This window comes from Shewanella algae, from assembly GCF_009183365.2.
Taxonomy (GTDB): Bacteria; Pseudomonadota; Gammaproteobacteria; order Enterobacterales; family Shewanellaceae; genus Shewanella; species Shewanella algae.
Map to the genome: position 1 here is coordinate 1,100,205 of NZ_CP068230.1, position 13,514 is coordinate 1,113,718.

The following is a 13,514-nucleotide window of genomic DNA, read 5'->3' on the forward strand; positions in this document are numbered from 1 at the left end:
AAGGGCCTCATTGAGGCCCTTGTTCTGTCTTTCGGCTAAGGTTTCAGGGTATCTTTTATCAGTACGCAGCGCTGCTCTCTCTCTATGGCTTGCTTGAGATTACGCTGGGTCATGGCCGATAGCTCAGGGTTGGCCTGTAAGGCTTTTTCGAGCTGCAGCACTGAGGCGTGACTGCATTGACGCGGTAATAATGCCGGTGCGTAACTGCGCATAAATACCGGGCCTTTTTCGGCGTCCAGGGTGGCCAGCTGACTCAAGCGCTGCTCTGCGGTGCTGGCCTGGAGTTGCCCTTGGCTGCTGGGATAGAGGTTTTCCATTGCCACCCTCAGCTTGGCAAACGGCAGCGCCGAATGGTTGATTTTCTCCAGCCAGCGGCGTTTACCGGCGGTTTCCGGGCGCACCACTTCGGCGGCGATGGCCGCCTTTTGCCCCGAATCGCTGTTATCAAGCTTGGCTTCTTGCTGCAACAGAAGTTTGCTGGTGGGGTAATCGTAACGGTTCAACTGATAGATAAGCTGCCAGCGGGTATCTTGATCCAGCTCTATTCCCTTTATCTTGCTGTGGCCTTGCAGCAGTGACAGCAGGTGATCCAGCGAGTCCCCGTCGCGGGCAAAGTCCACATAGGCATCGAACCAGCGCCGCTGCAGATCTTTATTATCCGCGTTTTGCATGGTCAGACGCAGGCTCATTTGCGCCAGCGCTCTGATGGCGCGCTCGGCATAGGCCGAGTGAATGGGAGCCATCGACTCGAGTAAGGCCTTGCTGTAGCGCATATTGCCGAGAATTTGCCCCAGCAGGGTGTAATCGCTCTCTTTGGGAGCATTGATAAGCACTGTTTCCAGATACTTGTTCAAGGGCAACTTACCGCTCTGGACACTGTCCCACAGGCTTTGCCAGAGCATCGCGCGCAGCAGGGGATCTTCTACCTTGGCCAGGTGATTGAAGGCGGTATCGAACGAGCGTGGGTCGAGCTCGACTTTGACATAGCCCCAGTCCTGATAGTTGGGATAAACCAAATCAGGACAGGACGCGCCTTTAAGTTGCGGCACCAAGGTCTTTTCACCTTGGTAGGTAACGGCCAGAGTTTGCAACAGGTGCATCTCATGGCGGCCCTTGCTCAGTAAGGCCAACTGAACTTTTTGCTCTCTGAGAGTCGGATAGGCGGGATCGCTTGCCGACTGCAACAGGGCAAATTCACTGATGCGGCCATCTTGGCACTGGAACTCGGCCTTGAGGCTGTTGACACCGGCGCTGTAGAGCCAATCCCGGGTCCATTGGCTCAGATCCCGCTTGGCGGCCTGGCCGAGACTGGTAATGAAGTCTTCCAGTGTGGCGTTTTGCCAGGAGTAGCGTTTGAGGTATTCACTGACGCCACGGCGGAAGGTTTGCTCCCCAAGCAGGTGGCGCAGTTGAATGAGAACCGCGGCCCCCTTCTGGTAAGTGATGGCGTCGATATTATCGAAGGCGTTGGCACTGCTGGCCACTGGCACTTCTATGGGGTGGGTGGTAACGCCAGAGTCCTGTTGATAGGCGCTCTGTTTGCCCCTGGCGTAAAAACTGCGCCAGGTATTGTCAAACTCAGTGGCTTCGGCGCTCGCCAGCATGCCCATGAAGGAGGCGAAGCTTTCATTGAGCCACAGACCGTTCCACCATTTCATGGTCACCAGATCGCCAAACCACTGGTGCGCCATTTCATGCATGATCACCGACGCCAAGCGCTGGCGCTGATTGGCTGTCATCTCACCACTGCCAAGAAAACGCCCTTCGGCAAAGGTGATGGCGGCGGCATTTTCCATGGCACCATAGAGGAAGTCAGGCACCAGCAGTTGATCGTATTTTTTAAAGGGGTAGTCGATACCGAAATAGTCGTCAAAAAACTTAAGCCCGGCGTCTGTGTATCTGAACCAGTCGGCGGCATTGACCTGGGCCGCCACTGATTGGCGGGCAAACAGGCGCATGGGGTATTTGCCGCTGTTGTCTTGCCAGACATGGTAAGGGCCTGCATGCATGGAAAAGTTGTAGGGGCTCAACTTGGGTGTTGCCGGAAACTGCCACAGCTGGTTGTCACCCTCCGGGGTCACACTCAATTCTTGGGTGGCGCTGATCACCTGCCAGTCTTTGGGGGCTCTGACAGTTAACTTGTAGCTGGCCTTGAGATCCGGTTGGTCGAATACGGCAAACATCTGCTGTGCGGCGGCGGGCTCAAAGTGGGAGTAGAGATAGACCTTGCCATCGACGGGATCCACAAAGCGGTGCAGCCCTTCACCATTGCTGGAATGCTGGCGTGTGAAGCTGACTTCTATCTCATTGTCGCCTTTGAGCAGCAACTTGGCACTGATCTCCAGATAGGCGCCATTGTATTTGGGATAGAGCCTGTGGCCGTTGATCTTAAGGCTGGTGATCTGCGCCTTGCTCAAGTCCAATGTCAGGGGCTGTTGGTTATCGCTGAGACTGAAACGTACCAGGGTGCGGTTGGCAAATCGCTCGCTGCCATCCAAGGTAAAGTCCAGTTCATAGCTGACATTGCTGACTCTGGCAGAGCGGGCCATCGCCTGTTGCTCACTGATATAACCGCTGCCATCCCGCACACCTGCAGAGGATTGAGTGCTGCTGCAGCCGCTGAGTGATAGCAGTCCGGCAGCCAACAGGCTGAGACCAAACAACCGGGGAAGAGATTTCACAAACAGATTCCTTGCTTTTTATTGTTTTACCATTGGGTGTCGGTGTTTTCCCTCACAACAGGAATGAAAGGGAGGGATACGCCTTAAGTTAATACCCTGTCAGGCTTGGCGCCCGCGGCATAAATTACGCTATTTGCCGACAAAGAACAAAGGAGAAATGTTACAAAAAAGCCGCTGTGACAGCGGCTTTTGGGAAGGAGTGTGATGCTTGGTTAGAGCCCGAGGAAGGACTTGGACTTCACTTTGCGGATCTCTTTTTCATCGGACCATTCGATCAAGCCGGTTTCCAGGTCCATCAGGCGCATGGTCATCTTGTAGTAGACATCACGGGTGCTGCCATCTTGTTTGACTATGCTGGAAAGGTTGCCGTAGAGCATGTATTGAGCGCCTATCTGACGACCGAACTTGATGGCGGTGGATGGGTCAACCATGCCGGCGTTGTTCTGGTAGTCCAGTTGCTTGCGCACTGAATCCACCTTGGTCATATCGATAAAACGGAACTTGCCTGAGCGCAGCAGCTTGTTGCTGATGGAGTCGGTCACTGACTCAGTATCTATATGCTCAGAGGTCTTGTTCTTGATCTTGTCGACAAAGATGATAGGTCTGTCGTTGGCTGTCATGGCCACCACAGGCGGGAAAGTCAGCATGCTGTCGACCATTTTGGCGGCAATGGCTTGCAGATCTGTCGAACCGAAGTTTTCATTCACTGTCTCTACCTCAGTGGCATCACCGTATTCCACTTTGGATTGACAGGCTGCCATGCCCATAGCCATTGCCAGTATCAGTATCAGCTTCAAGTGTTTCATAGTCAGTTCCATTTCAAGGTTATCAAATCAATTTTGTATAAAAACGTGTGACATTGCCAGTGTCTATTGCCCAGACCAGAGTGGTCTTGCCACTCTCAACCTGAATTTCCGTGCCCTGATTGTCCAGGGTTAGTTGATAGCTGCCGGCATCGACAAACTGCCTTGCTATCTGTGCTTGGCGCGGTAACGTGAGCCAACTGCGGCGATCGGCTTGCTCTGTGACCACGTTGAATATCTGCATGGCTATCACCCCAAGGTCCGAACCGTCTTTGCGTTCGGCCTTGCGGGCCATTTCCGACTTGGCATAGACCCTGGCGGCCTGGCGCACCAGCAGATAGGGTAGTTCCTCCTTGAGCGCCGTGATGGCCAAGGCATCTATGTTGGCTATCGGGGCTGCGGTCATAGGTTTTGACAAGCCGCGGATATGGGCACTGCTTACCGGCACTCTGGATGGCATATAGGTGGGCAGAGAGACAGTTTGCCAGTTGCCGTGAATGGTGAAGGGAACTGTTAGGCTCTCCTTGGCGGGCACAAAGCCACGCTCCAGCAGCAAGATGACCTGGCCTTGCCCCTTGGCGGGCGTGGGCGCTTCTCCCCAACGGCGTTTGAACTCATCATACTGAGGCATGGCAAGCTCTTTGGCCAAGCGCACCAGATCCTGCTGCAGATAAGGATTATCCGGCATAATCTGCGCCGCCTTGCGATAGTCGATAAAGGCATCGTTGCGCTCACCAAGGATTTCGTGCAGTACCCCTGTGGTGTAGTAACTGTAGGCGTTCAAAAACGAGCTGGTGACACTGCCGGCCGCCTTGCCCAGTTTATCCATTTCAGCGCTGATAGTGCCGTTGGCCATCTGCTGCACAGCGCTGCTGGATTTTTCGTACCTTTGCTGTTCCAGCGATTGCAGTTCATTGCTGCGACGCACCTCCACCAACGCGCCTTCGGCATCGCCGGCAAACAGATAATTGAGAGCCTGATATTGGTGCAGCATGATGCGCTCATACCCGGGACCACGATAGGGAATGATATTGTCGTTCAGCAGCAGGCTGCCGCCCTGTGAACCCAGCTCGGACAAACTGAGCTTGGCCTTGTCGTCGAATGCCTGATAGGCGGCTATGGCGCTTTGGTAATAGTCTTTGCTGGCGGTGAAATCGCCGCTTATCTGGGCGGCGCGCCCCGCTTCCTGGGCATAGAGCAGGCCATCTCGGCTGTTGATCCCGCCTGCCAATTCCTTGGCGGCATTGCCCGGCATTGATGAGTTGAGTTCGGCGCGAACGCCGGCCAGTTGGGATGGATAGTTGACCAATACACTGTTGAAGGCGCAGCCAGTGAGGCTCAGAGACAACAACAGTGGCAGCAGTAACTTGCCTGACTTCAAGAGTCGGCTCCTTGGTTTTGGATCTCCAGTCGTTCTCTCAAGGTGAGTCCTTCCAGATGATCATATTCATGCTGAAAAATGCGCGCGACAAAGCCTTGTAACCATTCTTGTTGCCACTCGCCGCTGAGATCCTGATAACGTACCTCAATGCTTTCATGGCGCAGAATCTGTACTCTTTCACCGGGCAGAGACAGGCAACCCTCTTCTCCGGCCAGCATCTTGCCTGAGCGTTTGAGTATCTGTGGGTTGATCACCACCTGGGGTGCCATCAAAGGCGCATCCGGATATCTGTCGTTGGGATGGGATGCCATAATAAACAAGCGGATACCTTGGCCTACCTGAGGCGCGGCTATGCCTACGCCCTGTGCCAGTTTCATGGTCTCGAGCATTTTCTCGGCCAGGGCCGCCAAAGGTTCATCGAACAGTTGAATCGGCTGGGCAGCCTGCCCCAGAATACGTTCTCCGTAGGTTGCTATGGCTAACATCCTTATCCCCCTTTATTCGACTCAGTAGTGAGGCGGCGGCGTTTCTTCCGATTGAGACGCGATATTGCTCGGTTCTACCGCTTTGAGTTTACTGATTAACAACTGGATCTGAAACTGCTGCTCGGCCACTACCTTATTGAGTTCGAAAATCTCCTGACTCAATTCTTCCAGTGTGGCTTCCTGAAATGACAGCTTGGTTTCGAGCTCTTCGATCCTGTCCGGGATTGCTTGCATTACTTACCTCTGTGTTGGCGCCGACCAGCGTTCCAGCAAGCTGGCACTGCTGATACTCTGAAGTTGGCCGTTGTCGGATTCAGACACTGAGTATACTACGGCGCTTTGGGGCAAAGGCTTTTTTGGCAGTGAAACTTGCCAGTTGGCGACTTTTTTCCCCGAATCGACCTGCCACAGACTCAATTCTCTGGCCGGCGTACCGGTCAACAAGGCCTGCTCCTGTTGGATAAAGCGCGCTGCCGAAAAGTTCATTTGCCGCCGGACTATCGCCAGCGAGCTGGCCAGTTTCCCTGAGTCATTGTGCCAAATGTCGGCATTGCCGGTACTGTCGGACACTAAACTAAGGTTACCGCTGCGGCTGAGGGCAACCTTCAGTACCCTGGAGTCCATCTGCCAGCGCCTCAGTACCTGAGCATCCTGGGTGCGCCACAGCAGGGCGGTGGCATCGTTGGCGCCGGTCAATGCCAGGCGGCCATCGGCAGAGAGGGCAACGCTGTTGACCTTTTCGCTGTGGCCAAGAAATTTCACCAGCACACCTGTGGTCGGGGTCAGCGACATCACCGCGCCATCGGCCAGCCCTACCAGCAACTGGCCGTTGTCGGCCACGGCCACAGTCTGGGCTACTGCCGGCAGTGACCACCAACCCGCCGCCCGGCCGTCGGCGATTTTCCACAGTGCAACTGAATCGCGGCTTAACGTCACCGCATATTCTCCATTGGCCGAGATATCTGTGGCGATGACATCATTGGCTTCACTGCCTTGAGCCCACTGATACTTGACCGCGCCTTGTTTGAGATCCCAAAGCTTGATCCCCTCCTGGCTGCTTATCAAAGCGTAGCGGCCATCGGCAGAGAGGCTGGCGCTGTAGCTGGGATCGGCCGCCAGGGATTGGCTGCTATTGGGGCCTGGATGGCAGGCACCAAGGCCAAGCAAAGTAAAACTGAGCGTGCAAATAAGTAGCAATCTGTTTATTGCCATGAACTTATACCGCCTCGACTTGTCATTTTGAGTAAGGGTAAAACGCTGTCGCTTCCATGTAAGGGTTATCGGTTTGTCGGCCGCTTTCCCTTGTTAACCAGTATGGATAATCTGCTTTGTATCTCAAAGTTAACTGGTATAAAGTGAGTCGTCTTACATATTTTGGGTTAATTGTAACCATTTGAAGATCCTGAGGATGCCTTTAATGAAACCGATTTACAAAATTTCACTGGTCGCACTGGCCCTGATCGGCCTTTCCGCCTGTAACCAAGAACAAAAAACAGCGAGTGCCGACAAAGTGGAACTGAGCTCTGTCGAGCAGAAAGAAGCCTATAGCGTGGGCGCCTCTATTGGCCGCTACATGGCCGGCCATATCAAGGAGCAGGAAGAGCTGGGTTTCTCAGTCGATCGTGCTTTGATTGTGACTGGTTTCCAACAGGGGCTGAAAGACGAGCTGCAACTGACTGAAGATGAGATGCAGAAAGTGCTTGAAGGTCTGGACCAGAAGCTGAATGAAAAACGTATGGCCAAGGTCCAGGAGATGGCGGCCAAGTCGATGCAGGAAAGCAAAGCCTATCTGGAACAGAACAAGGCCAAAGAGGGTGTGATCACCACTGAGTCAGGTCTGCAATACGAAGTATTGACTCCAGGCGAGGGTGAGAAGCCGGCCGCCGAAGACGTAGTGACAGTTCACTACCGTGGTACTCTGATCGACGGCACTGAGTTTGACAGCTCCTACTCCCGCGGTGAACCGGCAGAATTTGCCCTGAACCGGGTGATCCCGGGCTGGACCGAAGGGGTTCAGCTGATGCCGGTAGGCGCCAAGTATCGCTTCGTTATCCCATCTGAGCTGGCCTATGGCGAGCGTGATATGGGCACTATTCCTGCCAACTCCACACTCATCTTTGAAGTCGAGTTGCTCAAGGTCAAAAAGGCCGAAGCCCCCGTAGAGCCGACCGAAGCCGAGGCTTCTGCCAAGTAATCCCTTCTTTCACGGAAAGTGGATACCCGATATTGAAAAGGACGCCGCCGGCGTCCTTTCCTTTTCCCGTTACAGCCACTTATAGCGATAGAACAGCCATAACTGTCCCCCTACCAATAGCAACAGGAACAGGCAAAAGGCTCCGAAGGCCCAGCCGACATCGGCGCCCGGGATCCCGGCGATATTGACCCCGAGCAGACCGGTAAGAAAACCCAGCGGCAGAAAGACGGCGCTGATCAGCGACAGGAAATAGAGGCGGCGATTGACTGCCTCGGCCTGACGGTTTTGTAACTCTTCCTGGGTGACGCTGGCCCTGTCTCTTATTGCGTCCAGATCTTCGATGCAGCGAATGAGTTGATCATTGATTTCGTTGAATTTAAGCCGCTGCTGTTCATCAAATACCTTGGCCGAGTCTGCCAGCAGGCGGGTAAAGGCTTCCCGCTGCGGCGCCAGGTAGCGCCTGACCACCACTATCTGGCGCCTGAGCTCGGCGATATCGCTGCGTAGATCCCTGTCGTTACCGGCCATGACCTTGTCTTCCAGATCGTCGACAGTTTCTTCCAGCCGGTCGATAAACTCCGTCTTACGTTGGGTGAGGCGCTGCGTCAGCGCCAGCAAAAACTCCCCGGTATTGCCGGGGCCGGCTCCCTGGCTTACGCTCTGGATGATGTCTTTGACCGATAACAGCTCGCGACTGCTGGTGCTGATAATTCTGTGATTGTCCAGGTAGAGGCGTATCGACACCATGTCTTCAGGGTCGGCCCCGGGGTTGTGATTGACCCCTCTGAGCGCCAGCAGGAAACCCTGGCCGGATTGTACCACCCTGGGGCGAGTGTCCTGCGCCAACAGTGCTGCCACTTCCAGCGCGTCCAGGCCGCTGTGTTGTTGCAACCACTGACGGTTGGATTTCTTCTTATAGTCCAGATGCAGCCAGAGTATGCCCTGCTCCGGGCGCCAGTCGCTGACCTGTTGCTGCGTCAACTCCTTGCCTGCCATCTCCCCGCTGAGCAGCAAGGCACAAAATTGTTTTTCGGCCATAGATTCACTCTCATAGGTTTGCTTTAGTTCAAGCTAACCTAGTTATACCACTGGGCATAGGAATTTACTCTCTCAGTGACAATGAAAAGCTGGGCAGGCAAGTAAAGTAATGGAAGGATATCGGGATAAAGCGACATTGGCTTGCGGCGCATACGCGCTTTTTCAACTCGCCCTTGGGGAGCTTGTCAGCCACCCGAGGACTACACCAACTTGTCTCGCCGTAGCATTACTATGCCATCGCCAATCTGGCTTGAACCCCAATGGTTGACACAGTTCTGAGCAAGTCAAACTTCTATAGGGAATGATATTACGATAGAAAGTAAAGCCCAGGCATAACTATGGGCAATCCCCTGGGCTCTGGGTTAAAATTAGGATAGGTTTGATTACAGCAAAAGAAGTGGCACCATGGAATACGAATTTCGGCGCAATTCACTGACGGGAACCGCAATGGCCCGCTTCAGTATGGAGCATCATGTACTGGGGCAATGGTTCTCTGAAGAGTTGGCGGATAACGCCGAGATCTGCACTCAGGTCAAACAGGCATTGGCGGATTTACAGTCAGGGCGCATTCGCGAATGGCAGTTGATTGGCCGAGATCTGACGCTGCAACTGGATCAGGAGCAGGTGCGGGTTTACGCCAATGTGCTCGAATTCGGTGAGAGTCAGGAGTTGGATGAGTCCCTCTCCCTTTATGATGCCGAGTCAGAAGCCTGGTGCGGCCTGGAAGATTTTCAGGATGTGCTTGAGAGTTGGTGTGACTTTCTGCACCAGAGCCGCTGAACAAGCGGCATTGGCAGAAATGAGAAGGGACGCGGTAGCGTCCCTTTTTCGTGGCTTAACGGTTGAGATAACGCACAGCCATTTCGGTGCGGGACTTGGCATTGGCCTTGCGAAGCAAGTTTTTGACATGCACCTTGACCGTGCCTTCGCTGATATGCAGTTCTTCGGAGATCACCCTGTTGCTCTGGCCTTCAGCCAGATGCTGCAGTATCTGCAACTCTCTCGGTGTCAGGCTGTCGAGCCAGGCTTCCTCGTCGGCGGCATTTTTCAATTCAAACAGATAGTCTTCCACTTCGGCGCTGATCACTCGGTGGCCGGACATGGCTTCTTTCAGCTGCCCAAGCAGCAGATCAGGTTCGGTATCCTTGAGCAGGTAACCATCGGCGCCGGCTCGCAGCAAACGGATAACATCCTGTTTGGCATCGGAAACCGTCAGGATAACGATTCTGGAGGTGACTCCCTCCTGACGCAGGGCGTTCAGGGTATCGAGACCCGTCATGCCTTTCATATTCAGATCCAGCAGGATAATGTCCGGCTCGTTTTCGGCGGTAGCCGCCAAGGCGTCGAGCCCGGTACCGGCTTCACCGAAGAGACTAAAGTCAGGATCGGATGCCAGTAACTGACAGATACCGCGACGCAGTAAGGGATGGTCATCGACTACCAGAACTGAATAAGGTTTACCCATGATGTGGCTCCTGCTGAGGTGGGAAAGTCAGGACAACACTGGTGCCTCCCGACGCATTGCTGGAAAATTCAACCATACCCGAGAGGCGGCTCGCTCGCTCGTGCATTATCCCTATGCCGAAATGTTGATCCCTTTCCTTGATATGCGCCAGGCCTATGCCGTTGTCTTCGACACTGATAACCACCATGTTATCAGAGTTCTTTTCGCAGCTGATACAAATACGACTCGCATTTGCATGTTTAATGGCATTGAGGGTGGCTTCTCGGGTGAGCTGCAGAATATGAATATGTTGGTGCGCCGCCAGTAACTGTGGCGGCAGGCGATAGCTGAGTTCCAGCTCCGTGTCTGTTTGGCTGCGCAGTTGTTCCAGCATGGCCTCGAGGGCGTTGCGCAGATTGGGTTCTTTAACGGTCAGGCGGAAGGTAGACAGCAGTTCTCTGAGCTGGGCGTAGGCTGTGGTCACCCCCTCATTGAGTTCTTCGAGCTGTTGGGTCACCGCCGGGCTTTTGCAGCTCTGGTCGAGGCCTTTACGCAGCAAACTTATCTGGATTTTCAGGAAGGACAGCAGTTGCCCGAGAGAATCGTGCAGCTCCCTGGCGATAACCGCTCGCTCTTCCAGCAGGGCCAGCTGTTGGCGTTGTTCGGAGGCGTTGTGAATCACTATCGAGCGAGCCAGCATGATGGCGAAGTTTTCAAACAGAGGCACATTGATATCGTGCTCGCCTATCACTTCCAGAAAGCCGAGTTCCTGTTGTTCAAACTTGAGCGGAAACTGCATGGTCTGTCCGGATTGCGGCCAGATATCCTCGTCGGTGGCGATTACCTCCATGGCATCTTCATCCTGCTGAATAATCAGCCGCAGATGTTGCAGGTGCTCATACTCCTTGAGTTGCAGCAGCGACTGCCGCATCACCTCGAAATTGAGTTTGCCCGAATGCAGCAACACCAGATTGTCATAAAGAAATTTGAGCTCACGGTTGGCACGGGTCAACGCCAGGGTCTTCTCCTTCACCTGAGTTTCCAGGTTGCCGTAGAGAGTTGCCAGCTCCTGAGCCGTACTGTCGAGGGCATCGGAAAGAGCGCTGAGCTCAATATATTCCGTCTTCGGCATTTCGACGGCAAAGTTACCCTTGGAAATAGTGTTGGCCGATTCCATCATCTGTTGCAGCGGTACCACCACCTTGCGTTTGGTAAAGCGCACGGCGATAAAGGCAATCAGCAGCATCAACCCCAAGCCTACTATCTGGCTGACGGCCAGCAATCTTAGTTTGAAGGCGGCGTGGTGCTCCATCTCCAATACCAGCAAATCTATGGTATCGACAAAGTCTTTCAGCGAGGAGGCATAGTTGCGCGAGTCTTCCTGCTCTATGTAGTACTTCATGACCTTCCACTTGCTGATCACCAGTTGGTATTGCTGCCCGAGCCTGGCCGGCGATGACCAGTCCATAGAGCGTACCAAGGCATCTGAGTAGAGGGTGTTTTCAAATTCGCGAATTTTTTGCAGCGCTTCTTCACTGCCGGAGTTGGCATAAAACATCAGCCGGTAGCTCTGCATTCGCAGTGAGCCGGAAGCGTTGATCGCCCTGGCATCTCCCAGGCTGTATGACAGATTGATAATGGCAAAAGTGGCCAGACCGCTTGAGAGCAGGATAAGGGTCAGCATTAAGCCTAAAATGGTAGAGGTCAAACTGCCTCGTTTCATGAAATATTCACTCACTTTTGCTAAGGTTTCCTCAGTCCCTGCAGCGTTACTCTCGATTATCGGAAAGGAAACGCGCCGATAAGATTGTCGAGAATAAAAAAGGACTTGGGTCTCAGAGTTCTACATTAGCCAGCGCTTGAATACATTAACAAGAGTACAAAAATGTGAACAACATCGCCTTCACATTTTGATCTGGCGCAAACTTCGCCCCGGATACCCCCTAAGAGGTATATTTTTGGCGTATTCAAGCGGCTACTTTTGACCTTGGAGATGTCGTGGTTATTGCAAATAACGATAAAGTAACACGGAGATGAGATGGTGAAAAAATTAAGCCAAAAATCCTTTGCACTCAGTGCATTGGTCGCGGCAAGCGTAATGGCTGCCGGTGCGTTTGCGAGTGACAAGACCGAGCCTCGCAACGAAGTCTACAAAGACAAGTTCAAAAATCAATATGCCAGTTGGCATGACACTGCAAAGAGTTCTGAAATTGTTGACGTATTGGCAGAAGATCCCAACCTGGTGATCCTGTGGGCCGGTTATGGTTTCGCCAAGGACTACAATGCTCCTCGTGGCCACATTTATGCCGTGACCGATGTGCGTAACACCCTGCGTACCGGTGCGCCAAAGAGTGCCGAAGATGGCCCAATGCCAATGGCTTGCTGGAGCTGTAAGAGCCCGGATGTTCCTCGCCTGATAGAAGAGCAGGGTGAAGATGGTTACTTCACCGGCAAGTGGGCCAAAGGTGGCCCTGAAGTGGTTAACGCCATAGGTTGTGGTGACTGTCACGAGAAAGGTTCGCCCAAGCTGCGTCTGGGCCGTCCTTTTGCCGAGCGCGCCATGGAGACCCTGGGTACGCCATTTGATAAGGCTTCCCGCAAAGACAAGCAATCCATGGTTTGTGGCCAGTGTCACGTAGAATACTACTTTGAGAAAGTGGAAGGCCGTAAGGGCTTTGTTAAGTTCCCATGGGATCAAGGCACTACAGTGGAATCCATGGAAGCTTACTACGATGCCATCGAGTTTGCCGACTGGACTCACGCTCTGTCCAAGACTCCTATGCTGAAGGCACAGCACCCAGGTTATGAAACCTGGCAGCTGGGGGTTCACGGTAAGAACAACGTGACCTGTGTTGACTGTCACATGCCGAAAGTAACCAACGACAAGGGGCGTAAGTTCACCGATCACAAAGTGGGTAATCCTTTCGACCGCTTCGAAGAAACCTGTGCTCAGTGCCACACTCAGAGCAAAGAGTTTATGGAGAACCTGACTGCCGAGCGTAAAGCCAAAGTTAAAGAGCTGAAGCTGAAGGCCGAAGATCAAATCGTCAAGGCGCACTTCGAAGCTGCTGCCGCTTGGAAAGCCGGTGCGACCGAAGCCGAGATGAAGCCAATCCTGACTGATATCCGTCATGCTCAATGGCGCTGGGATTATGCTATCGCCTCTCACGGTGTCGCGGCTCACGCTCCTGATGAAGCGCTGCGGGTACTGGGTACTGCGGTTGACAAGGCTGCCAACGCCCGGGTGAAACTGGCGCAGCTGCTGGCTAAGAAAGGTATCGTTGAGCCTGTCGCTCTGCCTGATATCTCCACCAAGGCCAAGGCTCAGGCTGCTCTGGGTATGGACATGAAGAAAATGGTTTCCGACAAGGAAGACTTCAAGAAAAATGTTCTGCCTAAGTGGGATGCTGAAGCCAAGAAGCGTGAAGCAACCTACAAGTAACAGTCGTTAACATAGCGAAATGAAAAATCCCCGCACCGCGGGGATT

The 13,514-nt window shown here is 53.6% G+C and carries 12 protein-coding genes; 3 read left to right on the top strand and 9 right to left on the bottom strand.

Annotated features, from left to right (window positions below; genetic code table 11):
- Positions 1-35: 35 nt before the first annotated feature.
- The 6 genes from pepN to E1N14_RS04975 form a co-directional block, all read right to left on the bottom strand.
- Positions 36-2,681 (bottom strand): aminopeptidase N, encoded by a 2,646-nt coding sequence (gene pepN / locus E1N14_RS04950; RefSeq protein WP_144159143.1) that lies wholly within the window; start codon positions 2,679-2,681, stop codon positions 36-38.
- Positions 2,682-2,893: 212 nt separating this feature from the next.
- Positions 2,894-3,487, bottom strand: coding sequence for a penicillin-binding protein activator LpoB (lpoB, locus tag E1N14_RS04955; RefSeq protein WP_170946744.1), 594 nt, complete (start codon positions 3,485-3,487; stop codon positions 2,894-2,896).
- A 22-nt stretch (positions 3,488-3,509) separates the two neighbouring features.
- On the bottom strand, positions 3,510-4,865 hold the full coding sequence (locus tag E1N14_RS04960; RefSeq protein ID WP_025011531.1) for a COG3014 family protein: 1,356 nt from the start codon (positions 4,863-4,865) through the stop codon (positions 3,510-3,512).
- A complete protein-coding gene (gene def / locus E1N14_RS04965) occupies positions 4,862-5,350 on the bottom strand; it encodes a peptide deformylase (RefSeq protein ID WP_025011530.1) in 489 nt (162 codons plus the stop codon). Before def ends, E1N14_RS04960 begins: the two co-directional genes overlap by 4 nt.
- A gap of 21 nt (positions 5,351-5,371) precedes the next feature.
- Complete coding sequence (locus E1N14_RS04970; protein ID WP_025011529.1) at positions 5,372-5,584, bottom strand: SlyX family protein; 213 nt, start codon at positions 5,582-5,584, stop codon at positions 5,372-5,374.
- Between the two features lie 3 nt (positions 5,585-5,587).
- Positions 5,588-6,562 (bottom strand): WD40 repeat domain-containing protein, encoded by a 975-nt coding sequence (locus E1N14_RS04975; RefSeq protein ID WP_025011528.1) that lies wholly within the window; start codon positions 6,560-6,562, stop codon positions 5,588-5,590.
- Between the two features lie 205 nt (positions 6,563-6,767).
- Here E1N14_RS04975 and fkpA point away from each other — a divergent pair, with 205 nt between their 5' ends.
- Positions 6,768-7,544 carry an FKBP-type peptidyl-prolyl cis-trans isomerase gene (gene fkpA / locus E1N14_RS04980; protein WP_025011527.1) on the top strand — a complete coding sequence of 259 codons (777 nt, stop codon included), beginning with the start codon at positions 6,768-6,770 and terminating at the stop codon, positions 7,542-7,544.
- 69 nt (positions 7,545-7,613) lie between these two features.
- Here the strand turns inward: fkpA and E1N14_RS04985 are convergent, their stop codons facing one another.
- Positions 7,614-8,582, bottom strand: a complete 969-nt coding sequence (locus E1N14_RS04985; protein WP_025011526.1) for a zinc transporter ZntB — start codon at positions 8,580-8,582, stop codon at positions 7,614-7,616.
- A 405-nt stretch (positions 8,583-8,987) separates the two neighbouring features.
- Here E1N14_RS04985 and E1N14_RS04990 point away from each other — a divergent pair, with 405 nt between their 5' ends.
- On the top strand, positions 8,988-9,362 hold the full coding sequence (locus tag E1N14_RS04990) for a YacL family protein (RefSeq protein ID WP_025011525.1): 375 nt from the start codon (positions 8,988-8,990) through the stop codon (positions 9,360-9,362).
- Positions 9,363-9,417: 55 nt separating this feature from the next.
- Here E1N14_RS04990 and E1N14_RS04995 read toward each other — a convergent pair whose 3' ends face one another.
- Positions 9,418-10,047: a response regulator gene (locus tag E1N14_RS04995; protein ID WP_025011524.1), complete on the bottom strand. Its 630-nt coding sequence runs from the start codon at positions 10,045-10,047 to the stop codon at positions 9,418-9,420.
- Complete coding sequence (gene narQ, locus E1N14_RS05000) at positions 10,040-11,749, bottom strand: nitrate/nitrite two-component system sensor histidine kinase NarQ (RefSeq protein ID WP_028780137.1); 1,710 nt, start codon at positions 11,747-11,749, stop codon at positions 10,040-10,042. The genes E1N14_RS04995 and narQ overlap by 8 nt, the downstream gene beginning before the upstream one ends.
- Positions 11,750-12,064: 315 nt before the next feature.
- On the opposite strand from narQ, the gene nrfA reads away from it, so the two are divergent.
- Positions 12,065-13,468, top strand: a complete 1,404-nt coding sequence (gene nrfA, locus E1N14_RS05005; RefSeq protein ID WP_062793833.1) for an ammonia-forming nitrite reductase cytochrome c552 subunit — start codon at positions 12,065-12,067, stop codon at positions 13,466-13,468.
- The last annotated feature ends 46 nt before the right edge of the window (positions 13,469-13,514 follow it).

Coding starts and splice junctions, on each gene's coding strand:
- E1N14_RS04975 (WP_025011528.1), bottom strand. CDS start 6,562: ATGGCAATAAACAGATTGCTACTTATTTGCACGCTCAGTTTTACTTTG.
- E1N14_RS04970 (WP_025011529.1), bottom strand. CDS start 5,584: ATGCAAGCAATCCCGGACAGGATCGAAGAGCTCGAAACCAAGCTGTCA.
- E1N14_RS04990 (WP_025011525.1), top strand. CDS start 8,988: ATGGAATACGAATTTCGGCGCAATTCACTGACGGGAACCGCAATGGCC.
- narQ (WP_028780137.1), bottom strand. CDS start 11,749: ATGAAACGAGGCAGTTTGACCTCTACCATTTTAGGCTTAATGCTGACC.
- E1N14_RS04985 (WP_025011526.1), bottom strand. CDS start 8,582: ATGGCCGAAAAACAATTTTGTGCCTTGCTGCTCAGCGGGGAGATGGCA.
- nrfA (WP_062793833.1), top strand. CDS start 12,065: ATGGTGAAAAAATTAAGCCAAAAATCCTTTGCACTCAGTGCATTGGTC.
- E1N14_RS04995 (WP_025011524.1), bottom strand. CDS start 10,047: ATGGGTAAACCTTATTCAGTTCTGGTAGTCGATGACCATCCCTTACTG.
- lpoB (WP_170946744.1), bottom strand. CDS start 3,487: ATGAAACACTTGAAGCTGATACTGATACTGGCAATGGCTATGGGCATG.
- fkpA (WP_025011527.1), top strand. CDS start 6,768: ATGAAACCGATTTACAAAATTTCACTGGTCGCACTGGCCCTGATCGGC.
- def (WP_025011530.1), bottom strand. CDS start 5,350: ATGTTAGCCATAGCAACCTACGGAGAACGTATTCTGGGGCAGGCTGCC.